The 24,397-nt window shown below is 68.7% G+C and carries 20 protein-coding genes and 2 pseudogenes; 15 read left to right on the forward strand and 7 right to left on the reverse strand.

Annotated features, from left to right (window positions below; all coding sequences use genetic code 11):
- Window positions 1-79: 79 nt before the first annotated feature.
- Genes yajC through secF form a run of 3 tightly spaced genes read left to right on the forward strand, consistent with a single transcriptional unit; the run spans window position 80 to window position 3,329 of the window.
- On the forward strand, window positions 80-424 hold the full coding sequence (yajC, locus tag FHQ07_RS12340) for a preprotein translocase subunit YajC (protein ID WP_139717126.1): 345 nt from the start codon (window positions 80-82) through the stop codon (window positions 422-424).
- Window positions 425-478: 54 nt separating this feature from the next.
- Window positions 479-2,353, forward strand: coding sequence for a protein translocase subunit SecD (gene secD, locus FHQ07_RS12345; protein WP_139717128.1), 1,875 nt, complete (start codon window positions 479-481; stop codon window positions 2,351-2,353).
- A gap of 13 nt (window positions 2,354-2,366) precedes the next feature.
- Complete coding sequence (gene secF, locus FHQ07_RS12350) at window positions 2,367-3,329, forward strand: protein translocase subunit SecF (protein WP_139717130.1); 963 nt, start codon at window positions 2,367-2,369, stop codon at window positions 3,327-3,329.
- Between the two features lie 75 nt (window positions 3,330-3,404).
- Here the strand turns inward: secF and FHQ07_RS12355 are convergent, their stop codons facing one another.
- A complete protein-coding gene (locus tag FHQ07_RS12355) occupies window positions 3,405-4,223 on the reverse strand; it encodes an inositol monophosphatase family protein (RefSeq protein WP_139717132.1) in 819 nt (272 codons plus the stop codon).
- A 96-nt stretch (window positions 4,224-4,319) separates the two neighbouring features.
- Here FHQ07_RS12355 and FHQ07_RS12360 point away from each other — a divergent pair, with 96 nt between their 5' ends.
- The 4 genes and pseudogenes from FHQ07_RS12360 to FHQ07_RS14735 form a co-directional block, all read left to right on the forward strand.
- Window positions 4,320-5,105: an RNA methyltransferase gene (locus FHQ07_RS12360; RefSeq protein WP_139717134.1), complete on the forward strand. Its 786-nt coding sequence runs from the start codon at window positions 4,320-4,322 to the stop codon at window positions 5,103-5,105.
- 68 nt (window positions 5,106-5,173) lie between these two features.
- Window positions 5,174-6,112 carry a phosphate/phosphite/phosphonate ABC transporter substrate-binding protein gene (locus FHQ07_RS12365; RefSeq protein ID WP_425476970.1) on the forward strand — a complete coding sequence of 313 codons (939 nt, stop codon included), beginning with the start codon at window positions 5,174-5,176 and terminating at the stop codon, window positions 6,110-6,112.
- Between the two features lie 533 nt (window positions 6,113-6,645).
- Window positions 6,646-7,434, forward strand: a pseudogene (locus FHQ07_RS14730) (diguanylate cyclase domain-containing protein); the annotation flags it as partial.
- Window positions 7,435-7,503: 69 nt separating this feature from the next.
- Window positions 7,504-8,247: pseudogene (locus FHQ07_RS14735) on the forward strand (putative bifunctional diguanylate cyclase/phosphodiesterase); the annotation flags it as partial.
- Window positions 8,248-8,290: 43 nt separating this feature from the next.
- On the opposite strand, the gene FHQ07_RS12375 reads toward FHQ07_RS14735, so the two are convergent.
- Window positions 8,291-8,935: an exopolysaccharide biosynthesis protein gene (locus FHQ07_RS12375; protein WP_139717136.1), complete on the reverse strand. Its 645-nt coding sequence runs from the start codon at window positions 8,933-8,935 to the stop codon at window positions 8,291-8,293.
- On the reverse strand, window positions 8,922-10,247 hold the full coding sequence (locus FHQ07_RS12380; protein WP_139717138.1) for a hemolysin family protein: 1,326 nt from the start codon (window positions 10,245-10,247) through the stop codon (window positions 8,922-8,924). Before FHQ07_RS12380 ends, FHQ07_RS12375 begins: the two co-directional genes overlap by 14 nt.
- Before the next feature lie 189 nt (window positions 10,248-10,436).
- Here FHQ07_RS12380 and FHQ07_RS12385 point away from each other — a divergent pair, with 189 nt between their 5' ends.
- Window positions 10,437-11,063 carry a DUF47 domain-containing protein gene (locus tag FHQ07_RS12385; protein ID WP_139717140.1) on the forward strand — a complete coding sequence of 209 codons (627 nt, stop codon included), beginning with the start codon at window positions 10,437-10,439 and terminating at the stop codon, window positions 11,061-11,063.
- 21 nt (window positions 11,064-11,084) lie between these two features.
- Entirely contained in the window at window positions 11,085-12,206 is a 1,122-nt protein-coding gene (locus FHQ07_RS12390) for an inorganic phosphate transporter (protein ID WP_139717142.1), read from the forward strand.
- Between the two features lie 74 nt (window positions 12,207-12,280).
- Here the strand turns inward: FHQ07_RS12390 and FHQ07_RS12395 are convergent, their stop codons facing one another.
- A complete protein-coding gene (locus FHQ07_RS12395; protein WP_139717144.1) occupies window positions 12,281-12,691 on the reverse strand; it encodes a hypothetical protein in 411 nt (136 codons plus the stop codon).
- 43 nt (window positions 12,692-12,734) lie between these two features.
- Between FHQ07_RS12395 and FHQ07_RS12400 the strand changes: the two genes are divergently transcribed.
- Both FHQ07_RS12400 and FHQ07_RS12405 read left to right on the forward strand, forming a co-directional pair.
- Complete coding sequence (locus FHQ07_RS12400) at window positions 12,735-13,094, forward strand: MGMT family protein (RefSeq protein ID WP_240703492.1); 360 nt, start codon at window positions 12,735-12,737, stop codon at window positions 13,092-13,094.
- A 79-nt stretch (window positions 13,095-13,173) separates the two neighbouring features.
- Entirely contained in the window at window positions 13,174-13,851 is a 678-nt protein-coding gene (locus FHQ07_RS12405; RefSeq protein WP_240703493.1) for a rhomboid family intramembrane serine protease, read from the forward strand.
- Window positions 13,852-13,868: 17 nt separating this feature from the next.
- On the opposite strand, the gene FHQ07_RS12410 is transcribed toward FHQ07_RS12405, so the two are convergent.
- Together FHQ07_RS12410 and FHQ07_RS12415 are read right to left on the reverse strand one after the other, a co-directional pair.
- Window positions 13,869-15,884 carry a M13 family metallopeptidase gene (locus FHQ07_RS12410; RefSeq protein WP_139717149.1) on the reverse strand — a complete coding sequence of 672 codons (2,016 nt, stop codon included), beginning with the start codon at window positions 15,882-15,884 and terminating at the stop codon, window positions 13,869-13,871.
- 86 nt (window positions 15,885-15,970) lie between these two features.
- On the reverse strand, window positions 15,971-17,698 hold the full coding sequence (locus tag FHQ07_RS12415) for a peptide MFS transporter (protein WP_139717151.1): 1,728 nt from the start codon (window positions 17,696-17,698) through the stop codon (window positions 15,971-15,973).
- 111 nt (window positions 17,699-17,809) lie between these two features.
- Here FHQ07_RS12415 and FHQ07_RS12420 point away from each other — a divergent pair, with 111 nt between their 5' ends.
- From FHQ07_RS12420 to FHQ07_RS12435, 4 genes are read left to right on the forward strand one after another with little or no spacing between them, the layout of a single operon-like run.
- Window positions 17,810-19,753, forward strand: a complete 1,944-nt coding sequence (locus tag FHQ07_RS12420) for an OPT family oligopeptide transporter (protein ID WP_139717153.1) — start codon at window positions 17,810-17,812, stop codon at window positions 19,751-19,753.
- Between the two features lie 60 nt (window positions 19,754-19,813).
- Window positions 19,814-21,892 carry a S9 family peptidase gene (locus tag FHQ07_RS12425; protein WP_139717155.1) on the forward strand — a complete coding sequence of 693 codons (2,079 nt, stop codon included), beginning with the start codon at window positions 19,814-19,816 and terminating at the stop codon, window positions 21,890-21,892.
- 1 nt (window position 21,893) lies between these two features.
- Complete coding sequence (locus FHQ07_RS12430; RefSeq protein WP_240703494.1) at window positions 21,894-23,147, forward strand: DUF819 family protein; 1,254 nt, start codon at window positions 21,894-21,896, stop codon at window positions 23,145-23,147.
- Between the two features lie 44 nt (window positions 23,148-23,191).
- Complete coding sequence (locus FHQ07_RS12435; RefSeq protein ID WP_139717157.1) at window positions 23,192-23,383, forward strand: hypothetical protein; 192 nt, start codon at window positions 23,192-23,194, stop codon at window positions 23,381-23,383.
- Here the strand turns inward: FHQ07_RS12435 and FHQ07_RS12440 are convergent.
- Window positions 23,380-24,375, reverse strand: coding sequence for a magnesium and cobalt transport protein CorA (locus FHQ07_RS12440; protein WP_139717159.1), 996 nt, complete (start codon window positions 24,373-24,375; stop codon window positions 23,380-23,382). The genes FHQ07_RS12435 and FHQ07_RS12440 overlap by 4 nt on opposite strands.
- Window positions 24,376-24,397: the final 22 nt, after the last annotated feature.

The following is a 24,397-nucleotide window of genomic DNA, read 5'->3' on the forward strand; positions in this document are numbered from 1 at the left end:
AGGCCGGATCCCGGCCTACATGGCATAATTCCCGGCTGGCCATGGCCAGCCCATCGCTCCTGCACCCACGGATTCCCGAATGAACCCGCTCGATTTCCTGATTCCCGTCGCCCATGCCCAGGCCGCCGGCGCCGCGCCCGCCGCCCCCAGCATGATGTCGACCCTGCTGTTCCCGATCATCCTGATCGCGATCATGTACTTCCTGATGATCCGTCCGCAGATGAAGCGGCAGAAGGAGCACCGCGCCATGCTCGACAAGCTGTCCAAGGGCGACGAGGTGATCACCAACGGCGGCATCGCCGGCACCGTGACCGAGATCGGCGAGAACTTCATCACCGTCGAGATCGCCAATGGCGTGCAGGTGCGCATCCAGAAGGGCGCCATCGCGAATGTTCTGCCCAAGGGCACGCTGAAAGCGGCCTGATCCTTCCCGTTTGCTTGAAGCGCCGGCCCCGCGGGCCGTGCGCGGGGTTCCGCAATGCTCGAATACGCCCGCTGGAAATACTTCGTCATCCTGCTCGTCCTGGCCTTGAGCGTCCTGTACGCCGTGCCGAACGTGTTCCCGCAGGATCCCGCCGTGCAGGTCACCGCCAATCGCGGCTCCAAGGTGGACGCCGTCCTGCAGCAGCGGGTCGAGGCCGCGCTGAAGAAGGCTTCGGTGCCGTTCAAGGCGAGCAGCATCGAGAAGGACGGCAACCTGCTGGTGCGCACCGGCAGCGACGACGACCAGACCCGCGCGTCCGACGCGATCCGCGCCGAGCTCGGCAGCGGTTACGTGGTCGCGCTCAACCAGGCCTCCACCGTGCCCGGCTGGATGCGGGCGCTGGGCGCGAAGTCGATGTCGCTGGGCCTGGACCTGCGCGGCGGCGTGTACTTCCTGATGCAGGTCGACCGCCAGGCGGCGCTCGCCAAGCGCTTCGAGAGCACCGCCGAGGACATCCGCGGCCTGCTGCGCGACAACCACATCCGCTACACCTCGGTGGAACCGGCCGCGGGCAATACCGTGGTGGCCAGGCTCGGCGCCGGCCAGGACAACGCCAAGGCGCGCCAGCTGATCGGCCGCAGCATGCCGACCTACCAGGTCGACGCGGTCGGCGAAACGGTCACCGTGCGCATCCCGCAGGCGGAACTGGACAAGATCCTGACCGAAGCGGTGCAGCAGAACATCGGCACCCTCAGCAACCGCATCAACGAACTGGGCGTGGCCGAGCCGATCATCCAGCGCCAGGGCCCCGACCAGGTGGCGGTGCAGTTGCCGGGCGTGCAGGACACCGCCCAGGCCAAGCGCATCCTCGGCGCCACCGCGACCCTCGAGTACCACGGCGTTTCCGAGGAAGGCAACGCGGTCGACGTCGCCAGCGGCGCGGTCGCGCCGCCGGCGGATGCGCGCCTGTACCTGCAGAACCGCAACGGGCCGGACGGCAAGCCGCTGCCGATCCTGCTGAAGAAGCGCGTCATCTTCTCCGGCGACCAGCTGCAGAGCGCCAGCGCGTTCTTCGATTCGCAGACCGGCTCGCCTGCGGTGAGCATGACCCTGAACGCGATCGGCGGCCAGCGCAACTTCGAGTATTCCAGCGAGCACGTCGGCAAGCCGATGGCGGCGGTCTACATCGAGCGCGTGCCCGAGGTGCGGATGGTCGACGGCAAGGAAGTGCGCAGCGTCCGCATCAACGAGCAGGTGATTTCGGTCGCCATCATCCAGAGCACGCTGGGCAAGCAGTTCCAGACCACCGGCCTGGACAGCATGAAGGAAGCCTCCGACCTGGCCCTGCTGCTGCGCGCGGGCGCGCTGGCCGCGCCGATGGACTTCGTCGACGAACGCACCATCGGCCCGAGCCTGGGCCGCGAGAACATCGAGCGCGGCCTCAAGGCCGTGGCGTTCTCCTTCATCTTCGCGCTGGGCTTCTTCCTGGTCTATTACCGGATGTTCGGCCTGATCACCTGCCTGGCGCTGCTGATCAACCTGCTGATGGTGTTCGCGCTGATGTCGGTGCTGGGGGCGACCATGAGCCTGCCCGGCCTGGCCGGCATCGCGCTGACGGTGGGCATGTCGGTGGACGCCAACGTGCTGATCAACGAACGCATACGCGAGGAGCTGCGATTGGGGCTGCCGCCGCAGAAGGCCATTTCCGAAGGCTACGACCGCGCGTCCGGCACCATCCTCGACGCCAACGTCACCGCCTTCCTGGCCGGCCTGGCGATGGCGGCGTTCGGCACCGGCCCGCTGCGCGGCTTCGGCATCACCACGATGCTCGGCATCGCCACTTCGGCCTATACGGCCGTGTCCGTGTCGCGCGGGATCGCCACCCTGATCTACGGCGGCAAGCGCAAGTTGAAGTCGATCGCGATCTGAGGAAACACGACCCATGAAACCTTTCAATGTGTTCCCGTACGACAGCAACATCGACTTCATGCGCCTGCGCTGGATCTCGCTGTCGGTGGCCTTCCTGCTGATGGTGGTCGCGCTGGGTGCGATGGCCACCCGCGGCTTCAACTTCGCGCTGGACTTCACCGGCGGCATCGGCGTCGAACTTCGCTACGCGAAGGAACCGAACGTGGACAAGGTCCGCGAGCAACTCGACGCGGCGAACTTCCACGGCGCGCAGGTGCAGAACTTCGGCGCCGGCAACGACCTGCTGGTGCGCCTGCAGGCCGAGGGCCGGCAGGCCGGCGGCGCCGACCAGGCCGCCAGCATCGGCGACGCGGTGGCGAAGGCCGCCTCGCTCGAAGGCAACCCGGCGGAGAAGCGCAGCAGTTCGGTGATCAGCGCCCAGGTCGGCAAGGACCTCGCGTTGAAGGGCCTGTACGCCGTGCTGTTCGTGATCATCGGCTTCCTCGGCTACATCTCGCTGCGGTTCGAGAAGAAGTTCGCGATGGCGGCGATCATCACCACCCTGCACGACGTGCTGATCTGCGCCGGCTGGTTCGCGCTCAGCGGGCACGAATTCGACCTCAACGTGCTGGCCGGCATCCTGTCGGTGATGGGCTTCTCGATCAACGACACCATCGTGGTGTTCGACCGCGTCCGCGAGAACTTCCGCGGCATGCGCGCCGACCCGGTGACCGTGCTCAACAAGTCGGTCAACCAGACCCTGTCGCGCACGGTGATCACCTCGTTCGTGGCGTTCCTGACGGTGGTGGCGCTGTACATCTACGGCGGCGACTCGCTGCGCGGGATGGCCGAATCGCAGATGATCGGCATCGTGATCGGCACGGTTTCCTCGATCTTCGTGGCCTGTCCGCTGCTGACCATGGGCATCCTCAAGGTCACCAAGCAGGACCTGATGCCGAAGGCGAAGGACGAGGCGGCGCTGGCGCGTCGCCCCTGATTCCCGGAGCCGGCTCCGCGCCAACAAAAACCCGCGCATCGCGCGGGTTTTTTGTTGGCGGCCGTGGCGTGCGGTTTACTTGAAGACCGCGGCGTACCCCGATTGCACGATGCCCTTCTGCAGGGCGTCGCTGAGCTTGAGGTTGCCGGCGACCAGCTGGCGCCCGACCAGGCCCTTCGCGTCCAGCGGGCCGGTGGCGGCGCCGCGGAAATCGCAGACGCGGCCGCCGGCCTCGCGCACCAGCAACACGCCGGCGGCGATGTCCCAGGGCTTCACCCCGGCCTCGAAATAGCCGTCGGCGCGGCCGCAGGCCACGTAGGCCAGGTCGAGCGCGGCGGAGCCGGTGCGGCGGATGTCCTCGGCGTCGCGCAGCAGTTCGCGGATGCACTCCAGCTGCGCAGGCGCGCGTTCGCGCTCGCGCAGCGGGAAGCCGGTGATGAGCATGGCGCCGGCCAGGTCCTTGCGCTCGGAGACGCGGATGCGCTTGTCGTTGAGCACCGCGCCGCTGCCGCGGCTGGCGGTGAACAGCTCGTTGCGCAGCGGGTCGAAGATCACCCCGTGCTGCACGTCGCCGCCCTCGACCAGGGCGATCGACACGCACCAGTGCGGGAAGCCGCGCAGGTAGTTGCTGGTGCCGTCCAGCGGGTCGATCACGAACACCGAATGGCCCTTGCCCATCATGCCGCTTTCCTCGCCGAGGATGGCGAAGTCCGGGTGGGCGCGGCGCAGTTCCTTGATCGCGGCCTTCTCCGCCTCTTCATCCATCTCGCTGGCGAAGTCCATGCGGTCCTTCTCGACCACGTTGATCGCGTCGAGCTTGTGCATGCCGCGCAGGAGCACGTTGCCGGCCGCGCGGGCCGCCTTGACCATGACATTGACCACGGGTTTCTGCATGGCGGAGCGCCTCGAATCGAAGAGGGGAAGGGACGGCAGCGGCGGTAAAGAACGAACCCGGCGCGGGGGCCGGGGCGCGCAGTTTACCATTTGCGAATGGAGACCCTGCTCGAAACCCCCGCCAGCAACATCCGCATCGTGCTGGTCGGCACCCAGCACCCCGGCAACATCGGTTCGGCGGCGCGGGCGATGAAGACCATGGGCCTGTCGCGGTTGGTGCTGGTGGCGCCGGAAAAGGCACCCGACCGCGATACCCAGGCGATGGCGGCCGGTGCCGACGACCTGGTCGAGGCCGCGCCGGTATTCGCCAGCCTCGCCGAGGCCGTGGCCGACTGCCGCTGGGTGCTGGGCGCCACCGCGCGCAACCGCCGCATCCAGCTGGAGCCGCTGCACCCGCGCGATGCGGCGCAGCGCGCCGTGCAGGCCACCGCCAGCGGGCCGGTGGCGCTGGTGTTCGGCCGCGAGCGCACCGGCCTGAGCAACGAGGAACTGCAGCTCTGCCATGCGGCGGTGCATATCCCGTCGGATCCGGAATTCAGTTCCTTGAACCTGGCCGCCGCGGTGCAGGTGCTGAGCTACGAGCTGCGCTGCGCGCTGCTGGGCGATGCCGGCGGGATCGGGCAGGACGCCGTGCGCACCGCGCCGCCCGGCGCAGGCGCGGCGTCGCACGCCGAGCTGGAAGGCTTGTTCGCGCAACTCGCGGAGACCCTCGACCAGATCGATTTCCACAAGGGGCGCGCGCCGGAATCGGCGATGCGCAAGCTGCGCCGGCTGTACCTGCGCGCCAATCTCGACAGCGCCGACGTGCGCCTGCTGCGCGGGGTGCTGGCCGATGCGCAGCGCATGGCCCGGCTGGCCGGGCAGGCGGGTTCCGCCGGGTGAAAAATCGGGTAGGCTCCGCACGGGGATCTGGGAAGCGCATCACATTGTCCTTCTTCTCGACGCGAAGCCTGCGCTTGCTGCTGGCCTGCCTGTTCTGCCTGCCGATGGCCTGGGTGCCGTCCGCCCAGGCCCAGGACGCTGCGCCCGCGCAACCGCTCGACGACGACGCCAGCGTGCTGGTGCTCGGCCGGGTCAGCGACGATCCGAAATCCCACTACGACCAGCTCAAGCCGCTGCTCGACTACGTGGTGCCGCGCCTGGCCGGCGTCGGCATCCGCAGCGGCCGCATCCTGATGGCCAAGGACCTGCAGCAGATGACCAGCTACCTGCGCCGCGGCCAGGTCGACTGGATCAACGAGACCGCGGGCAACGCCGGCCTGCTCGAGCGCCGCGGCGTGGCCAAGGCCTTCCTGGTCACCGAGCGCGAGGGCGCGACCCGCTACCACAGCGTGTTCTTCGTCCGCCGGGACAGCCCGGTGCAGACGCTGGCGGATCTTGCCGGGCGCAGCGTGGCCTTCCAGAACCCGTATTCGACCAGCGCCTACTACCTGCCGGCCGCGCGCCTGCTCGATGAAGGCATGAAGCTGGAAGTGCTGCTGTCGCCGATGGACAAGCCGGTGCCGGGTGCGGTGGGCTACCTGTTCGCGCGCACCGAACTCAACATCACCACCTGGGTGCACAAGCGGCTGGTCGATGCCGGGGTGTTCAGCAACCTCGACTGGGCCAATCCGCAGCGGATGCCGCCCTCGTTCGCGCAGGACTTCCGCATCATCGGGGCGACCGAGGACGTGCCGCGCGCGTTGATGCTGACCCGCAAGGGCATGGATCCGAAGGTCGAGGCCCGCCTGCGCGAAGTGCTGATGGAAGCCTCGACCGATCCCGATGCCGGCGAGGTGCTGCGCCGCTTCATCGGCACCTCGCGGTTCGTGCCGATCGCCGACGAAGACCGGCGCGCGCTGGACAAGCTCGGCATCGGCGTGGCGCGCGTGCGCGCGGAGGTCGAGTGAGGCGGCCGCGGCTCGGCCTGCAGTCGCGGTTCATCGCCGCGATCCTCGCCCTGCTGGCGATCGTGGTGCTGGTGATGATGCTGATGTGGCAGCGCGAGCAGGCCAGCCAGCACGAAGTCAGCGACGTCACCCGGCAAGCCATGCACGGCCTGCTCTCGGAACAGGTGCGGGTGGACGGCGAGGCGGAGGTGCGCCAGCTCGCCGATGCGCTGACCAACCCGCTGTACTACTTCGACCTGGATGCGATCGGTGCGCTGGCGCGCGCCGCGTTGCGCGAGTCGGACGTCGAATACGTGCTGGTCTACGACCCGCAGGGGCGGATCCTGCACGACGGTTCCGGCGACATCGCCGCCTACGGCCAGCCGATGGGCGACGCGCTGGCCAAGGAAGTGATCGCCGCCCCCGGTCCGCACACCCGCGCGATCGGCCAGGTGCTGGACGTGTCCAGCCCGATCCTGGTCGGCGACCAGCGGCTCGGCGGGGTGCGCATCGGTTATTCGATGGCCGGCATGGCGCGCGCCGAAGAGCAGTCGATGCGCGGCTTGCGCGGCCGCATCGATGAAGTGGGCCGGCGCAATTTCGTCTGGCTGCTGCTGCTCTGCGTCGCTCTCGGCGCGGTGGGCCTGGCCGCGGCCGGCCTGGTGCAGCGGGTGCTGGTGCGGCCGATCAAGCAGCTGGGCGACGCCGCGCGCGAGATCGAAGTCGGCAATTTCACCTTGCCGGTGCCGCAGACCTCGCGCGACGACGAACTGGGCGACCTGGTGCGCACCTTCGACCGCATGCGCGAAAGCGTGGCCAAGCACGACCGCGACATCCGCCGCGTGGCCTACAGCGACGCCCTGACCGGCCTCTCCAACCGGCTCGCCTTCCGCGAATCGCTGGACCAGCGCCTGCGCGCGCTGCAGGGCGCGGGACGGCAACTGGCGCTGCTGTTCGCCGACCTCGACGACTTCAAGCGGGTCAACGACACCCTCGGCCACGAAGCGGGCGACGAAGTGCTGCTGCAGGTCGCCGGGCGCATCGACCGCGCGGTGAAATCCATCGACGGCGCGGACGCGATGGTCGCGCGCTTCGGCGGCGACGAGTTCGTGATCCTGCTGCAGGCCGGCGATGCCGAGCCGGACGGCGACGTGCGCGCGATGGTGACCCGGCTGGCGAAGGCGCTGGTCGTCGACCTGGGCGAGCCCTTGATCCTGCACGGGCGGCAGGTGTTCCTGGGGTCTTCGGTCGGGGTGGCGCTGTTCCCGGACGATGCCAGCAGCGCCTCGCTGCTGATGAAGAACGGCGACATCGCCATGTACCAGGCCAAGGTGGCCGGCAAGAACTGCTACCGCTTCTACAGCCGGACCATGGACCAGGCGGTGGAGCGGCGCATGCGCATGGAGCACGACCTGCGCGGCGCATGGGGCCGCGGCGAGCTGAGCCTGTCGTACCAGCCGATCTTCCGCACCCGCGACCGCGTGCTGGTCGGCGCCGAGGCGCTGCTGCGCTGGAACCATCCCGACGACGGCGCGATCTCGCCGGCGGTGTTCATCGAAGTGGCCGAGCAGAGCGGGCTGATCGAGTCGATCGGCCCGGAAGTGATGCGCGCGGCCTGCCAGGAAGCCGCGCGCTGGCGCACCCCGGATGGCGCCGGCGAGCCGCCGTTCGTCTCGGTCAACGTCTCCCCGCGCCAGTTGCGCAGCACCGACCTGGTCCAGCAGATCGGCACGGCCCTGCACGAGGCCGCGCTGTCGCCGGAGCGCCTGCACGTGGAGCTGACCGAGACCGCGGTGATCAGCGACGAGGCCAACGCCACCGCGCTGCTGGCGCGCCTGCGCGAGACCGGCGTGCGGGTCTGGCTGGACGATTTCGGCACCGGTTATTCCAGCCTCAGCCACCTGCGCCGCGTGCAGGTGGACGGCCTGAAGATCGACCGCAGCTTCATCACCGACCTGCTGCGCGACCCGGACGACCTGGCGCTGACCAGCGCGATCATCGCGATGGCGCATTCGATGGGGATCACCGTGGTCGCCGAGGGCGTGGAGAAGCAGGGCCAGTACGACCTGCTGCGCGAACGCGATTGCGACCTGGTGCAGGGCTACTGGCTGGGCCACCCGCTGACCGCGGCCGAATTCGCCAAGCTGGCCGGCTAGCGCCGCCTGCCGCCGCCCGCGCGCGGCAAGCGCGTTGCGCGCACTACAGCAGCCGGTCGATCCAAGGCTGCACCACCGCGACCAGCCCGCCGGACAGCGCGCCGGTCGTGCTCAGGGCGACGATGCCCACGCCCCAGGCCGCCAGCATCAGCGCGCCGTCGCGTTCCAGCAGGGCCAGCGCATGCAGCAGGATGATCCCGCCGAGCAGGTAATTGGTGAACGGGATCGGCAACGACAGCAGCACGCCGAGCAGCAGCAGCAACAGGCCGGTGAAGGCGCTCGCCAGCCGGTGGTCGAGGATCGCGGCCATGCGCGGCCGCACCAGCCGTTCCAGCCGCCCCAGCCAGGGGTCGACGACGCGCTCGAAGCGCGCCAGCGCCTGCCGCTTCGGTCCGCGCCGGGCGATGAACCGCGGCAGCCACGGCCGGCGCAGGCCGACCAGCAATTGCGCGGCGATCAGCACCACCAGCGGGCCGCTGAGCGCGCCGCCGATCGGGATCGGGATGAAGGCCGGCAGCACGGCGACGAACAGCAGCATGCCGAACGCACGCCGGCCGAGGCCGGAGAGCAGGGCGTTGAAGTCGAGGGTCTGCGCGTGGTCGCCGTCGAGCAGGGTGTCGAGGATGGCGCGGGTGCCGGCTTCTCGCGGGGGGCGCTGGCCTGGGTCGCCCGGCTCAGCCGCCGACATCGTCGCTGTCCCTTGCGTCCGGCATGCGCTGCAGCAGCAGCTTGTCGATCCGCGGCCCGTCGAGGTCCACCACTTCCACCCGCCACAGCCCGAGCTGGAAATGCTCGCCCACATGCGGGATGCGGCCGAAATGCGCGATCACCAGCCCGGCGGCGGTGTGGTAGTCGTGTTCCTCGGCATCGGCCAGGCGCTCGCCGGTGAGCTCGCGCAATTCGTCGATGTGCAGGCCGCCGTCGACCAGCAGCGATCCGTCCTCGCGTTCGACCACCAGCGCCTCGTCGTCGTGCGGTTCGCCCGACTGCAGGCGGCCGAGCACGGCATCCATGATGTCGGTGATGGTGACCAGGCCCTGGATGTCGCCGTACTCGTCCACCACCAGCGCCAGCGACTGCTGTTCCTCGCGCAGGATCTCCAGCAACTTCAGCGCATGGGTGGATTCGGACACGAACAGCGGGGGCCGGATGTCGCGGAACAGTTCCGGCGCGTCCTTGCCCAGCTCGTCGAGCAGGGTCTTCACTTCCAGCATGCCGGCCACGTCGGAGTCGCCGCCGCGATAGACCGGATAGCGCGCGAACGGGGTCTCCTGCATCACCGCCAGGTTGTCGGCCAGCGCGCCGGTGGCATCCAGCCAGGCGATGTCGGTGCGCGGGGTCATCAGGCTTTCCGCGGTGCGGTCGCCCAGGCGCATGACCCGGTTCATCATGTTGCGTTCGTCGAGGTCGATCACGCCCTGCTCGTGGCTTTCGCTGACCAGCAGGTGGATTTCCTCCTGGGTGATGCTGTTGCGGGCGTCGTCCTTGATCCCGAGCACGCGCAGCACCCCGCGGTTGATCGCGCCGAGCAGCAGCACGATCGGCTTGGCCGCGGTCGACAGGGCATCCAGCGGAATCGCCACCCGGCAGGCAATGCCTTCGGGGTTGGTCAGCGCCAGCCGCTTGGGGATGAGCTCGCCGAAGATCACCGAACTGGCGGTGATCAGCGCCACCGCGGTGCCGATTCCCAGCGGCCGGGCGTATTCCTGCGCGTTCGGCCAGACGTGGCGCACCCAATCGGCGATCTGCAGGCCGATGGCGTCGCCGCCGAACACGCCGGTGCAGATGCCGATCAGGGTGATCCCGACCTGCACCGTGGACAGCAGGTTGTCCGGGTGCTCGGCCAGCGCCAGCGCCTTGCGCGCGCCGCGGCTGGGGCGTTCGGGATCCTCCGCGAGCTGCTTCAGGCGCAGCTTGCGCGAGGTCATCAGCGCCATCTCCGACATCGCGAAGAAGCCGTTGAGGGCGATCAGGGCGAGGACGACCAGCAGCTCAGCCACGGCTACCCCCGCACGGCGCGCCGCTGGCGGGGGAACGGGGGGTCGATGGCAGTGGCTCGGGGGAGTCGTCCATGGGATGCGCCGGAGCGCAGCGGGATCATAACAGGGCCGCGCGGCGCCCCGGCTGCGCAAACCGTCATCCAGCGGTCATAATTCCGCCCCGACGCCACACGACCGGCAGGCAATCCAATGTTCTCGTTGCAGACCATCTTCGGCCAGGGCAAGCAGTTCTACGCCCTGTTCAACGAAGCGGCCGATGCCGCCTACGACAGCACCAAGGCCCTGCACGCGATGCTGAAGGAGCGCGAGCGGCAGCCCTCGATGGAGCCGTTCAAGCACGCCCGCCAGCGCGAACGCGTGGCCAGCGACAAGATCAGCCAGGCGCTGGTGGACAGCTTCATCACCCCGTTCGAGCGCGAGGACATCGAGGCGCTGGGTTCCGCGCTGTACAAGATCCCCAAGCAGGTCGAGCGCTTCGCCGACCGCTACGCGCTGGCCCAGCACCGCCTGACCGGCATCGACTTCGCCCCGCGCGCGGCGATGCTGGAGCAGGCCGCCGGGGTGGTAGTGGACATGGTGCGCGAACTGCACACCCTGCGGCTGGAGCCGATGAAGAGCCTCAACGACCGTTTGCGGGTGATCGAGATGGAGGCCGACCGGCTGATCCTCGAGCTGCACCGCGACATCTACTCCGGCAACCTCGATGCCGGCGAGATGTTCCTGCTCAAGGAGTTCTTCGAGATCATGGAGAAGGCGATCGACCGCTGCCGCGAGGCGGGCGTGGTGGCCTACGAGATCGTCCTGAAGAATTCCTGATCCGGCGGCCGGAGACGCACGATGCTGACCCTGTTGCTGCTGGTGATCCTGTTCGCGCTCGTGTTCGAGTTCATCAACGGGTTCCACGACACCGCAAACTCCATCGCCACCGTGGTCGCGACCAAGGTGCTGTCGCCCGGCCAGGCGGTGATCCTGGCGGCATCGATGAACCTGATCGGTGCGTTCTGGGGCACCGCGGTGGCCAAGACCATCGCCTCCGGCCTGATCGATACCGACGTGGTCACGGTGACCTCGCAGGTGCTGATCTGCGCGCTGGCCGGCGGCATCACCTGGAACCTGATCACCTGGTGGCTGGGCCTGCCGTCCTCGTCCTCGCACGCGCTGATCGGCGGGCTGTGCGGCGCCGCGCTGGCCGCCTCGCACAACAACTGGCATGCGCTGATCTGGTCGAAGCTGAGCGACGCCGGCTGGACCAGCAACAAGGGCCTGCTGTGGAAGGTCGCGGTGCCGATGGTGAGCTCGCCGATCGCCGGCTTCCTGCTCGGGGTGCTGATCCTGGCCCTGCTGTACGCGCTGATCGCCGCCCTGCGCAAGGCCGGCCGGCCGTTGTCGCGGCTGTCGCGGCCGCGCTGGGTCAATGCCTTCTTCGGCAAGGCGCAGCTGGCCTCCGCCGCCTACATGGGCTTCGCCCACGGCAGCAACGACGCGCAGAAGACCATGGGCATCATCGCGCTGGCGATCTTCGCCGCGCAGGGCGCCGGCACCCTGGATGCCCTGCCGGCGTGGGCGCAGTTCCTGCACCCGGACGGCGGCGAGACCGACATCGACCGCTGGATCGTGGTCACCTGCGCGCTGGTGATGGCGGCCGGCACCGCCTCCGGCGGCTGGCGCATCATCAAGACCCTGGGCCACAAGATGGTCAAGCTGCAGCCGATCGACGGCTTCGCCGCGGAAACCGCCTCGGCCACGATCCTGGTGACCGCGGCGCATTTCGGCATGCCGGTCTCGACCACCCACAGCATCTCCACCGCGATCATGGGCGTGGGCTTCGGCAAGAACCCGCGCAAGCTCAAGATCACCGTGATCGAGCGCATCGTGTGGGCATGGATCCTGACCATCCCCGCCGCGGGCGGCATCGCCTACGCGCTGCTGCGGCTGGCCGAGGCGCTGGGCTGGGCCTGATCCGGGCGGCCGCAATCGCGAACGAAAAAGGCCCGCTCGCGCGGGCCTTTTTCGTTCGGCTGGGCGAGCAGGAATCAGAGCAGGTCGCCGCCCGCCGACATCCGCCGCTCCATCTCGTCGCCGGTGCCGCCGATCTCCAGCACCAGGCGGTCGATCTCGGCGGCATCCACGCAATCGTACGGGCGGTTCTCGCACAGCTGCAGGTAGGGCACGCCGTCCAGTTCGCCGATGGCGAGGAAGCCGACCCGGCTGGCCCAGTTGAACGCCAGCGCGCGCCGCGCATCCAGCCCGGTGATCGGCGCGATCGCGGTGCTGACGCGCAGGTATTCGCGGCCGTCGTCGTCCTGCATTTCCGACAGGAAGATCGCCTGGTGGCGCTTGCCCTGCGCCAGCGACAGTTCAACGCACAGCACGAAGGGTTCCTGCAGGGTCAGCCTGTAGCCGGAGGCGACCAGGTGGCTGCGGATCTGTTCGAAATTCTGCATGGCGTGCAACGCGGCGGGCGGGGAGGCGGCTATGCTAACCCGGATGCCGGAAATATCCGCCCGTGGCAGGCCGCCGTCGCAGCCCTCGCCGGTCGATGCGATCCTCGCCGCGATCCGCGCGGTGCCGCGCGGGCAGGTCGCCGGCTACGGGACGATCGCGCGCCGCGCCGGCCTGCCCGGGCGGGCGCGGCTGGTGGCGCGGATCCTCAGCGGCAACGGCGACCGCAAGCTGCCGTGGCATCGCATCCTGCGCTCCGACGGGCGCATCGCGTTCCCTGCGGATTCGCCCGGCTACGCCGAGCAGAGCCGGCGCCTGCGCGCCGAGGGCGTGGACGTCCGCAACGGCCGGGTGCGCATGCCGCGCGAAGACTCGCTGGATGCCGCACTGTGGTCGCCGGATTGACGCCGCAGGCCCTATGATGCGGTGCAACGAACAAGGCTGCTTGCCAACGGGCCGCCGCTGACACTGGATGCCCGCAAGGATGCCGTTCTTCAACCTGCCACGCGTCACCAAGGCCCTGCTGATCGCCAATCTCATCGGTTTCGCCCTGCAATGGCTGCTGGGCGAGGAACGCATGCTGCCGTTCATGCTGTGGCCGCTGGGAGGGGATGCCTACGATCCATCCGCGGGCCTGGCGCCGTCGTTCCTGCCATGGCAGCTCGTGACGTACGGCTTCATGCACGACCCGGGCAACATCCTCCACCTCGCGTTCAACATGCTGGCACTGGCGATGTTCGGCGCGCCGCTGGAATACACCTGGGGCGAGCGCCGCTACCTGGCCTACTACCTGGTGTGCGTGGTGGGCGCGGGGCTATGCCAGCTGCTGGTCGGTTCGCTGGCGGTGTCGAACGGCGCGGTCGCGTACCCGACCATCGGCGCCTCCGGCGGCGTGTTCGGCTTGTTGCTGGCCTACGGCATGCTGTTCCCGAACCAGCGGGTGATGCTGCTGTTCCCGCCGATCCCGATGAAAGCGCGGACCCTGGTCATCGTCTATGGCCTGTTCGAACTGGGCGTGGGCCTGACCGGCCTGCAGCCGGGCGTGGCCCATTTCGCCCACCTCGGCGGCATGCTGTTCGGCTGGCTGCTGATCCGCTACTGGCGCGGGCAGCCGCCGTTCGGCGGATCGAAGCCGAAGCCGCGGATGCGGATCGTTCCCTAGAAGGCCAGCGCGCCGGCTCAGCGGAAGATGCCGACCCGCTGCTGCGCCGGCGGCTGCATCGGCGTGCCGGCCTTGCAAGCGAAGGCGCTGCCGAACGCGCCCTGCTGCATGACCGGCCCGTTGCTGCGCCACTGTCCCGGCGCGCGCACGTCCTGCAGGCTGCGCCGCTGCGCCTCATCGACCGTCACCTGTTGCGCCCAGACCTGCGCCCAGCCGCGGTAGAAGGCCTTGTCGGCATCGGCGCCGCCCGCGGGCCCTGCGGCCACCAGTGCGGCGCGCGCCAGCTCCAGGCCGGCGATATCGGCGATGTTCTCGTCGCGGGTGATGCGCCCGTTGACCTTCGCGCCCTTGAGTTGCGGATACGCGAAGCCGTCGTACAGCGCGGCCGCCTTCTGCGCGTTCGCATCCCAGGCCGCGGCTTCGGTGGACGTCCACCAGTCGCGCAGGTCGCCGCCGGCGTCGACCATGCGGCCGCGCGCATCCACCGCGTGGCTCAGTTCGTGGCCGACCAGCGCGCCGTAGGCGCCGTATTGCGCGGCCTGCGGCATCGCCGCATCCAGCACCGGCGCCTGCAGCATCGCCGCGGTCACGATCAGGCGGTTCTGGGCGAGGTCGTAGGCCAGCGCCGGTTGCTGCGGCAGCACGTCCCAGCGGCGGTCGGCATTGCCGCGGCCGATCCGCTTCATCTCCTCGCGATGCCGCCAGGTCGAGGCGATCAGCATGTTGCCGCCGAAGCTGCCGCGGCCCATCGGCTGCACGCTGTAGTCGAGGTCGCGGCGCGGGGTGCCGACTTCGATGCGCAGCTTGCCGAGCTTGCTGCGCGCTTCCGCCTTGACCGCATCGCTCATCCAGGTGCTGTTGCCGATGTTGCGCACCAGCGCATCGCGCACATGGTCGGCGATATCGACCGCCTGCCTGCGGGTGGCGTCGGGCAGGTAGCGTGCGGCGTATTCGCGGCCGAGCATCGGCCCGGCGGCCAGGTTGATGGCCTCCAGCGTCTGCTGCCAGCGCGGTGCCGGTTGGGTTTCGCCGCGCAATACCTTGCCGCGGAAATCGAACGAGGCATCGCGCCACGGCTTGGCGAGATACGGCGCCATCGCGTCGCCCACCCGCCAGCGCAGGTAGGTCTTCCATTGCGCCGGCTTCAATCCGCCGACCAGCGCATCGAGCCGGGCGAACAGCGCCGGGTTGGCGATCGACACCGTGTCGTCGCTGACGCCCTGCACCTTGAGAAAGGCGTCCAGCTGCAGGTTGCGGTACTGCTTGCCGAGGCCCGCGGTGGCCACCGGCGCGAAGTTCGCCTTCGGGTCGCGCAGTTCCACCAGCGGGCGTTCGGCTGCGGCGATGCGCTTCTCGAGGTCGAGCACCAGCGCGGTTTCGCGTTCCAGGTCCTTGGCCGGGATCCCGGTCAGGGTCAGGATCCTGCGGATGTAGTCGGCGTAACGCGCCAGCAAGGCCTGGGTGTCGGCATCGCCGCGCGTGTAGTAGGCCGGGTCGGGCAGGCCCAGGCCGCCCTGCGCGAAGTAGCCGAGATGGCGGTCGAGCTCGCGCAGGTCGACGTCGGCGCTGAAGTTGAACAGCGCCGGGATGCCGACCTGGTGCAGCGCGGCGATCGCCGGGGCGACGTCGCCGGTCTTGCGGATGCCGTCGATCCGCTTGAGCAGCGGCGCGACCGGATTGGCGCCGTCGCGTTCGACCGCGGCTTCGTCCAGGCCGCTCGCCCAGAAATCGCCCAGCAGTTTCTGCACGTTGCCCTGCGGCGCGTTCATCGCCGCATCGAGCAGGTCGCGCTGTTGCTGTTGCGCGCGCGCGGTGAGCTGGCCCAGCGACGAGATCGCGCCGCTGTCCGGCATCGGGTTCGCCTTCAGCCAGTCCGCGTTCGCGTTCGCGTAGAAATCCGCGCATGCCGCCGATGCCGCCGGCGCCTTCGCCTTCTTCGCCGCGGGTTTCTTCGCGGCATGCCCGTCGGGTGCGGCAAGGCCGGCGGCGAGGGCGAGGAGCAGGGCAAGGGCGAGCGGGCGCGGCGTTGGCATGCGTCGTTATCCGGGGTGATCGAACGACCGAGTGTAGCAGCGGCCTGCGCGCCGTTATTCGGCGTGAATTCAGCTCCGCGCGCGGCTCACTTCACGCCGTGCATCATCCGCCGCAGCAACGGCGCCAGCAGCAGGAACAGCAGCGCCGAACCCAGCCCGATCCACAGCAGCAACTGGAACAGTTCGCCGTATTTCGCGGCGGCCTGCGCCATGTCGATGCCGCCGCCTTCCGGAATGTCGAGCGAGGCCAGCTTGCCGAACTGCGCCGCCAGCATTTCCGAATACGCCGTGGCCAGCCAGAAGCCGCCCATCATCAGCCCGACCACGCGCGCGACCGACAATTGCGTGACCGCCGACAGGCCGATCGGCGACAGGCACATCTCGCCGATCTCGAGGATCAGGTAGGCCAGCACCAGCCACCACACGCTGGCCATCGCGCCGCTGCCGGCGACCTTGGCCGCGGCGATCAGCGGCAGGAACGACAGCGCGGCGAACAGCAGGCCGATCGCGCTCTTCAGCGGCTTGCCCGGGTTGCGCCCGCGCGCTTCCAGCCATGGCCACAGCCACGCGAACAGCGGCGACAGCAGCACGATGAAGAACGAACCGAGGAAAGTCAGCGAACCGGCGGTCTGCGGCACCAGCACCACGTCGCGGAAGCAGGCGATGCCCATCCCCGCGACCAGCAGCACGATCAGCCAGCCGGCCATGCGGCGGTCGCCGCGATCGCTCGCCCGCAACGCCAGCACCATCAGCGGCACGCTGGCGGCCATTACGAACAGCGACCAGGGCAGGGTGCCGCTGGCATCGCTGACCAGCGACGGGAACATGTCCTTGGTCATCAATCGGTCGGTGAAGGTCAGCCACGAGCCGTAGGTCTGCTCGTACAGGGTGAAGAACACCAGCACGCCGAGGATGGTGACCAGCAGCGCGATCATCTGCTCGCGCTCGACCTTGTTGCACTGGCGCAGCAGGAACCACACGAACCAGGTGACGAAGGCGATCGCAACCAGGTGCATCGCGCCGTGCACCGTCCAGGTGCGCTGGATCAGCTGCCACACGACGGCGACGCCGGCGAACGCGCCGAGGTAGATCCACCACTCGCGCACCAGCGGGCCGATGCGCTCGCGCAGCAGCGCCGGGTCCTTCGGTTCGGCGTGGCCATGCAGGTACTTCTGTCCCCACAGGAACATGCCGAGGCCGGCCAGCATGCCGATGCCCGCCGCGCCGAAGCCGTATTTCCAGCCGTAGGTTTCGCCGAGGAAGGCGCAGATCAGCCCCGCGAACAGGCCGCCGACGTTGATCCCGGCATAGAACAGGGTGAAGCCGGAATCGCGGCGCGGGTCTTCGGGCGCGTACAGCTTGCCGACGATGGTGGAGATGTTCGGCTTGAGGAAGCCGACGCCCATGATGATCAGCGCCAGCGACAGGTAGAACACCTGCAGCGCGCCCTCGTCGCGCACCACCACGCCGTTGACGACCTGCGCATCCGCGCCTTCCACCGCCATCCCCAGGTGGCCCAGGCAGAGCAGCACGCCGCCCAGCACCACCGCCTTGCGCATGCCCAGCCAGCGATCCGCGATCAGCCCGCCGATCACCGGCACCGCGTACACCAGCCCGCCGTAGGCGCCGATCAGGTCGTAGCCCATGTCGTCGCTGAAGCGGTGGTGCTTGAGCAGGTACAGCAGCAGCAGCGCCTTCATCCCGTAGAACGAGAAGCGCTCCCACATCTCGGTGAAGAAGCAGACGAACACGCCCTTGGGATGGCCGAGGAAATCCTCGCGCGCGGGGATCTCGCTGTAGGTGCTGGCATTCATGGATCGCATCCGCGCAGGGTCGGCGGAGCATAGCAAGCGGCTTTCCGCACTGGACTTGGCCAGCCCCAGCCGCTAGGTTTCGTCGATTGCATGTCCCGGGAGGGGGAAACGATGTCGAATTCAGGTTCCGGAGCGCCGCAGCTCACGTTCCGCGCGGTGGTGCTGGCGGTCATCCTCGCGGTGATCCTGTCCGCCGCGAACGCGTACCTGGGCCTGTTCGCCGGCCTGACCATCGCCACCGCGATCCCCGCGGCGGTGGTGTCGATGGGCGTGCTGCGCCTGCTCGGCGGCGGCACCATCCTGGAGAACAACATCGTGCAGACCGGCGCGTCCGCCGGTTCCTCGATCGCCGCCGGCGTGATCTTCACCATCCCGGCGCTGATCATCCTGGGCTACTGGCAGGACTTCAAATATTCCTGGGTGCTGGCGATCGCCGGCCTGGGCGGCCTGCTCGGCGTGCTGTTCTCGGTGCCGCTGCGGCGCTCGATGATCGTCGAGGATCCGCTGCCGTTCCCGGAAGGCAAGGCCGCGGCGGAAGTGCTGAAGGCGGGCGAGAACCCCGGCCCGGGCCTGAAGATCCTCGGCATTTCCGCCAGCATCGGCGCGCTGGTCAAGCTGGCCGCGGAAAGCGGCCTGCGCATGATCCCGGACAACGCCGCCGGCGCCGGCTTCTTCGGCAAGTACCTCGGCTACATGGGCACCGGCCTGTCGCCGGCGCTGCTCGGCGTGGGCTACATCGTCGGCCTCAACATCGGCATCGTCGTGGTGTCCGGCAGCATCCTCGCCTACAACATCGCGATCCCGATCTACCACGCATACGCCGCCTCCTTCGACCCGGTGTTCGCGACCAAGCTCGCCGGCCTCAGCGCGGCCGACGCCGCCGGCCTGATCCGCGCCGAGAAGGTGCGCTACCTCGGCGTCGGCACCATGCTGGTCGGCGGCATCTGGACCCTGTTCTCGCTGCGCAACTCGCTGCTCAGTGGCGTCAAGAGCGGCATCGCCGCCGCGCGCAAGGGCTCGGGCGACGCCAACCTGCCGGAGACCGAACGCGACCTGCCGATGAAGTGGATGCTGATCGCGTTGCTGCTGTTCGTGCTGCCGCTGCTCGGCCTGTACCAGGCGATCGTGCAGAACTGGGGCGTGAGCATCCCGATGACGATCATCATGATCGTGGCCGGCTTCCTGTTCGTGTCGGTGTCCGCGTACCTCGCCGGCCTGGTCGGTTCCTCGAACAACCCGGTGTCGGGCATCACCATCGCCACCATCCTGTTCGCCTCGGTGGTGCTGATGCTGCTGCTGGGCAGCGATTCCAAGATCGGCGCGGTGGCCGCGATCATGATCGGCGCGGTGGTGTGCTGCGCGGCGGCGGTCGGCGGCGACAACCTGCAGGACCTCAAGGCCGGCTACATCGTCGGCGCCACCCCGTGGAAGCAGCAGCTGATGCTGGGCATCGGCGCGTTCTCCTGCGCGCTGATCATGGCGCCGGTGCTGAACCTGCTGGCGCAGGCCTACGGCATCGGCGACCCGACCCGCCCCGGCTCGCTGCAGGCGCCGCAGGCCACGCTGATGGCCTCGGTGGCGCAGGGCCTGTTCGGCGGGCATTTGCCATGGGACATGATCATCGCCGGCGGCGTGATCGGCGCGATGGTGATCGCGTTCGACGGCTGGCTGAAGTCGCGCAATTCCACTTTCCGCGTGCCGGTGCTCGCGGCCGCCATCGGCATCTACCTGCCGCTGGAACTGATGGTGCCGATCTTCCTGGGCGGCCTGCTCGCGCATTTCGTCGAGAAGCGCCACGGCATCGTCGGCACCCACGACGAAGCGCTGCGCGACCGCGTGCACCGCCCGGGCGTGCTGTTCTCCGCCGGCCTGATCACCGGCGAGGCGCTGATGGGCATCGCCATCGCGATCCCGATCGTGGTCAGCGAACGCGCCGATGTGCTTGCGCTGCCCGAGAAGTTCCACTTCGGCCAGGTCGTCGGCCTGGTGGTGCTGGCCATCGTCGGCTGGTTGATCTACCGCACCGGCGCCAAGGCCAACCCGAACGCCGCCTGATCCACCCGCGCCCGCGCATCGCCGCGGGCGCGTCATCTTCCCGCATCACGGACCCACGCCATGAAACTTCGCCACGCCATCCTCCCGTTCGCCCTCGCGTTGTCGCTGCCGGCCGTCGCCGATGCGGCGCGCGGCTTCACCGTGCAGGACATGGCCTACCTGGACCGCTACTCGTCGCCGACGCTGTCGCCGGACGGGCGCGTGCTGGTGTTCGCCAAGCGCGTGGTGAACAAGGAGACCAACAAGTCCAGCACCTCGCTGTGGACGCGCAACCTGATGACGCGCGACATGCGCCCGCCGCAGCAGCTGACGCCGGACGGCTGGAACGTGAACTCGCCGGCGTTCGCGGCGGATGGCAAGACCGTCTATTTCATGAGCGCGAAGTCGGGCTCGATGCAGCTGTATGCGATGCCGATCGGCGGCGGCGAACCGAAGCGCCTGACCGACACCGCGATCGACGTCGACGGCTACAAGCTGTCGCCCGATGGCGGCAGCGTCGCGCTGGCGCTGGCGGTGTTCCCGGACTGCAAGGCCGACCTCGGCTGCACCAGGAAGAAGCTGGACGAAGTCGAAGCGGCCAAGGCCAGCGGCAAGGTGTTCGACCGCATGTTCATCCGCCACTGGGATGCGTGGAACGACGGTCGCCTCAATCGCGTGTTCGCGGCGAAGCTCGGCGGCGACGGCATGATCACGTCGGCGACGCTGCTCAGCGGCGATATCCATGGCGATATCCCGTCCAAGCCGTTCGGCGACCTGGGCGATTTCGCGTGGTCGCCCGATGGCAAGCAGGTGGCGATGAGCGTGCGCCAGGCCAATCGCGAAGAGCCGTGGAGCACCAACTTCGACATCTGGCTGGTCAATGCGGACGGCAGCGGCGCGCGCAACCTCACCGCGAAGAACCCCGCCTGGGATGCCGGCCCGGTGTTCTCGCACGACGGCAAGACGCTCTACTACCGCGCGATGGCGCGCCCCGGCTTCGAAGCGGATCGCTTCGCGCTGATGGCGATGGACCTGGCCTCCGGCAAGTCGCATGAAATCGCCTCGAAGTGGGATGCCTCCGCCGACGGCATCACCCTGTCCGCCGACGGCAAGTGGCTCTACACCACGGCGGGCGAGCTGGGCCGGCATCCGCTGTTCCGCGTGTCGCTGGCCAATGGCGAAGTGGAAAGCGTGGTCAAGGATGGCAGCGTGTCGTCGTTCGACCTTGCCGGTGCCACGCTCGCCATCGCGCGCAACTCGATGAAGAGTGGCGACGTGATTTCCACCACCAGCGCCGACGGCAAGGCGCCGCTGCGCGCGATCACCCCCAGCGCCGGCGAGATGCTGCCGGACGTGGCCTGGGGCGCGTACGAGCAGTTCAACTTCATCGGCTGGAACAACGAGACCGTGCACGGCTACGTGGTCAAGCCGTGGAACTACCAGCCGGGCAAGAAGTACCCGGTCGCGTTCCTGATCCACGGCGGCCCGCAGGGCAGCTTCGGCGATGGCTGGAGCTATCGCTGGAACCCGCAGACCTACGCGGGCCAGGGCTATGCGGTGGTGATGATCGATTTCCACGGCAGCACCGGCTACGGCCAGAAGTTCACCGACGCGATCAGCGGCCACTGGGGCGACCGCCCGCTGGAAGACCTGCAGAAGGGCTGGGCCGCGGCGCAGCAGAAGTACGCCTTCCTCGACGGCGGCAAGGCCTGCGCGCTGGGCGCCAGCTACGGCGGCTTCATGGTCAACTGGATCGAGGGCAACTGGTACGACAAGGACGGCAAGTCGCCGTGGAAGTGCCTGGTCAGCCATGACGGCGTGTTCGAGAACCAGGCGATGGGCTACGCCACCGAGGAACTGTGGTTCAGCGAGTGGGAGAACGGCGGCACGCCGTACGACAATCCGCAGGGCTACCAGAAGTTCAACCCGGCCAACCACGTCAAGGATTTCAAGGTGCCGATGCTGGTGATCCACGGCCAGCAGGATTTCCGCATCCCGGTGGAGCAGGGCATCGCGCTGTTCAGCGCGCTGCAGCGCAAGGGCGTGGAGTCGAAGTTCCTGTACTTCCCGGACGAGAACCACTGGGTGCTGAAGCCGCAGAACAGCGTGCAATGGCATGACACGGTGAACGGCTGGCTGAAGCAGCACATCGGGCAGTGACGTGGAGCCTGTCGCCCGCAGTGCGCTGATCGGCAACGACATCGTCATCCTCGGGCTCATCGCGGCCACCCTGGCCGCGGTGTTCTGGAGCGCCTCCTCGCCGCAACCGGCGTTGAAGAAGTTCTATTCCTTGGTGCCGCCGTTGCTGCTGTGCTACCTGATCCCCGGCCTGTACAACAGCTTCGGCCTGATCGACGGCGCCGACAGCAAGCTCTACAACCCGGTGGCCAGCCGCGTGCTGCTGCCGGCGGCGCTGGTGCTGCTGACCCTGACCATCGACCTCAAGGCGATCCTGAGGCTCGGGCCGAAGGTGGTGCTGATGTACTTCGGCGCGTCGCTCAGCGTGATGGCCGGCGGCGTGCTCGCCTTCCTGCTGTTCCGCGCCGTGCATCCGGAGACCGTCGCCGGCGACACCTGGGCGGGCATGGCCGCGCTGGCCGGCAGCTGGATCGGCGGCGGCGCCAACATGCTGGCGATGAAGGAAGTGTTCCAGGTCAACGCCACCACCTTCGGCCAGTTCGCGGTGGTGGATGTCGGCGTGGGCTACGTGTGGATGGCGGTGCTGATCTTCCTCGCCGCGCGCGCGCCGGCGATCGATGCGCGCAGCGGCGCGGACACCAGCGCGATCGAAGGACTGAAGGCGAAGCTGGCCGCGTTCAAGGCAGAACATTCGCGCATCGCCAGCCTGACCGACCTGATGCTGATCGTCGGCATCGCGTTCGGCGCGGTGGGGCTTGCGCACGCGCTGGCCGCGCCGCTGTCGGCGTGGTTCGGCGCGAACGTGACATGGGCGAAGACGGTCAGCCTGCACGAGCCCTTCGTCTGGGTGGTGATGCTGTCCACGCTGTTCGGGCTGGCGCTCAGCTTCACCCGCGCGCGCCGGCTGGAAGGCGCGGGCGCGTCCAACCTCGGCCAGTTGCTGCTGTATTTCCTGATCGCCTGCATCGGCATGCAGATGGACATCTTCGCGCTGCTCGACCGGCCGTGGCTGTTCCTGCTCGGCATCGTCTGGATCGCGATCCACATCGTGCTGCTGTGGCTGCTGGGCCGCGCGCTGCGGGTGCCGTTCTTCTATTTCGCGATCGGTTCGCAGAGCAACATCGGCGGGCCGGCCTCGGCGCCGGTGGTGGCATCCGCATTCCACCCGGCGCTGGCGCCGGTGGGCGCGCTGCTGGGCGCATTGGGCTATGCGACGGGTACCGGGCTTGCGTACCTGCTGGGGGTGATCCTGAAGTCGCTGGCCGGCGCCGGCTGAGCGCTACGTTGTGTCCCGATGAAGCGCGCCGATCGGAGCCAGCGATGTTCGAGTCACGTGAGCCGAAGCAGCGCATGCCGCCCATGCCGCGCATTGGGCCGGAACGACGCACTGGCAACGTGCGCCGCAAGCGCGAGGACCGCAGGGAACTGATCCGCTTCGAGCCGGCCAAGCAGGAACGACGCAGCGGCCAGGACCGGCGGCGCGCGAGCTGGGACGGGGCGTCTTCCCGCTAGAGCCAGCGCACCTTGCGCAGGTAGCGGTACAGCAGCACGCAGCACAGGATCACCGCGCCGATCAGGATCGCGTAGCTGTGGCGGCCGTGCAGCTCCGGCATGTGCTCGAAGTTCATGCCGTACCAGCTGGCGATCAAGGTCGGCGCCGCGAGCAGGCCGGCCCAGCCGGCCAGCTTCTTGACGATCTCGCCCTGCGCCACGGTGACCAGCGACAGGTTCACGCTCATCGCCGCGGTCACCATCTCGCGCAGGGTGTCGATGCTGTCGCCGACGCGCGCGACATGGTCGAGCACGTCGCGGAAATAGGGTTTCACCACGTCCGGGATGCCGATCGCGGGGGTGCGGATGAGCTGCGACAGGATGTCGTGCATCGGCGCCACCGCCATCCGCATCTGGGTCAGTTCCTTGCGCAGCTCGTACAGGCGCTGGATGGTGCCGCGCTTGTAGGCTTCGGCGAACACGTCCTGCTCCAGCGCGTCCAGTTCCTCCTCGAAATCGGACACGATCGGCTGGTAGTTGTCGACGATGAAGTCGAGCACGGCATGCAGGGCCACGCTCGGGCCGCGCGCCAATGCCTCCGGCTCGCGTTCCAGGCGCTGCCGCACGGGCGCGTAGCTCAGCGATGCGCCGTGGCGCACGCTGACCAGGAAGCGCGGGCCGATGAAGATCTGGGTTTCGCCGAAGCGCACGTGATCGTCCACGGTCTGCGCGGTATGCACGGCGATGAACAGGCTGCTGCCGTAGGCTTCGATCTTCGGCCGCTGGTGCGCGCTCTGGGCGTCCTCGACGGCCAGGTCGTGCAGGCCGAATTCCTCCTGCAGCTTGTCGAGCAGGGCGGCTTCCGGCTCGTACAGGCCGACCCAGACGAAACTGCCGTCGTCCACCGCCAGCACGTCGCTGATCGCATCGAGGTCGATGTCGCGGCGTTGTCCGTTGCGGTCGTAGGCCGCGCAGTTCACTACGCAGGCGGGCATCGCGGTGGCGGTCTTCATCGCGGCATCCTGCATCGGCGCG

Origin of the sequence: Thermomonas aquatica (assembly GCF_006337105.1) — a bacterium.
In the GTDB taxonomy this organism is placed as follows: Bacteria; Pseudomonadota; Gammaproteobacteria; order Xanthomonadales; family Xanthomonadaceae; genus Thermomonas; species Thermomonas aquatica.

What these genes read in the sequence shown, in the direction of transcription:
- yajC (WP_139717126.1), top strand. Translation starts at nt 80, where the DNA reads ATGAACCCGCTCGATTTCCTGATTCCCGTCGCCCATGCCCAGGCCGCC.
- secD (WP_139717128.1), top strand. Translation starts at nt 479, where the DNA reads ATGCTCGAATACGCCCGCTGGAAATACTTCGTCATCCTGCTCGTCCTG.
- secF (WP_139717130.1), top strand. Translation starts at nt 2,367, where the DNA reads ATGAAACCTTTCAATGTGTTCCCGTACGACAGCAACATCGACTTCATG.
- FHQ07_RS12355 (WP_139717132.1), bottom strand. Translation starts at nt 4,223, where the DNA reads ATGCAGAAACCCGTGGTCAATGTCATGGTCAAGGCGGCCCGCGCGGCC.
- FHQ07_RS12360 (WP_139717134.1), top strand. Translation starts at nt 4,320, where the DNA reads ATGGAGACCCTGCTCGAAACCCCCGCCAGCAACATCCGCATCGTGCTG.
- FHQ07_RS12375 (WP_139717136.1), bottom strand. Translation starts at nt 8,935, where the DNA reads ATGTCGGCGGCTGAGCCGGGCGACCCAGGCCAGCGCCCCCCGCGAGAA.
- FHQ07_RS12385 (WP_139717140.1), top strand. Translation starts at nt 10,437, where the DNA reads ATGTTCTCGTTGCAGACCATCTTCGGCCAGGGCAAGCAGTTCTACGCC.
- FHQ07_RS12390 (WP_139717142.1), top strand. Translation starts at nt 11,085, where the DNA reads ATGCTGACCCTGTTGCTGCTGGTGATCCTGTTCGCGCTCGTGTTCGAG.
- FHQ07_RS12395 (WP_139717144.1), bottom strand. Translation starts at nt 12,691, where the DNA reads ATGCAGAATTTCGAACAGATCCGCAGCCACCTGGTCGCCTCCGGCTAC.
- FHQ07_RS12400 (WP_240703492.1), top strand. Translation starts at nt 12,735, where the DNA reads ATGCCGGAAATATCCGCCCGTGGCAGGCCGCCGTCGCAGCCCTCGCCG.
- FHQ07_RS12405 (WP_240703493.1), top strand. Translation starts at nt 13,174, where the DNA reads ATGCCGTTCTTCAACCTGCCACGCGTCACCAAGGCCCTGCTGATCGCC.
- FHQ07_RS12410 (WP_139717149.1), bottom strand. Translation starts at nt 15,884, where the DNA reads ATGCCAACGCCGCGCCCGCTCGCCCTTGCCCTGCTCCTCGCCCTCGCC.
- FHQ07_RS12415 (WP_139717151.1), bottom strand. Translation starts at nt 17,698, where the DNA reads ATGAATGCCAGCACCTACAGCGAGATCCCCGCGCGCGAGGATTTCCTC.
- FHQ07_RS12420 (WP_139717153.1), top strand. Translation starts at nt 17,810, where the DNA reads ATGTCGAATTCAGGTTCCGGAGCGCCGCAGCTCACGTTCCGCGCGGTG.
- FHQ07_RS12425 (WP_139717155.1), top strand. Translation starts at nt 19,814, where the DNA reads ATGAAACTTCGCCACGCCATCCTCCCGTTCGCCCTCGCGTTGTCGCTG.
- FHQ07_RS12435 (WP_139717157.1), top strand. Translation starts at nt 23,192, where the DNA reads ATGTTCGAGTCACGTGAGCCGAAGCAGCGCATGCCGCCCATGCCGCGC.
- FHQ07_RS12440 (WP_139717159.1), bottom strand. Translation starts at nt 24,375, where the DNA reads ATGAAGACCGCCACCGCGATGCCCGCCTGCGTAGTGAACTGCGCGGCC.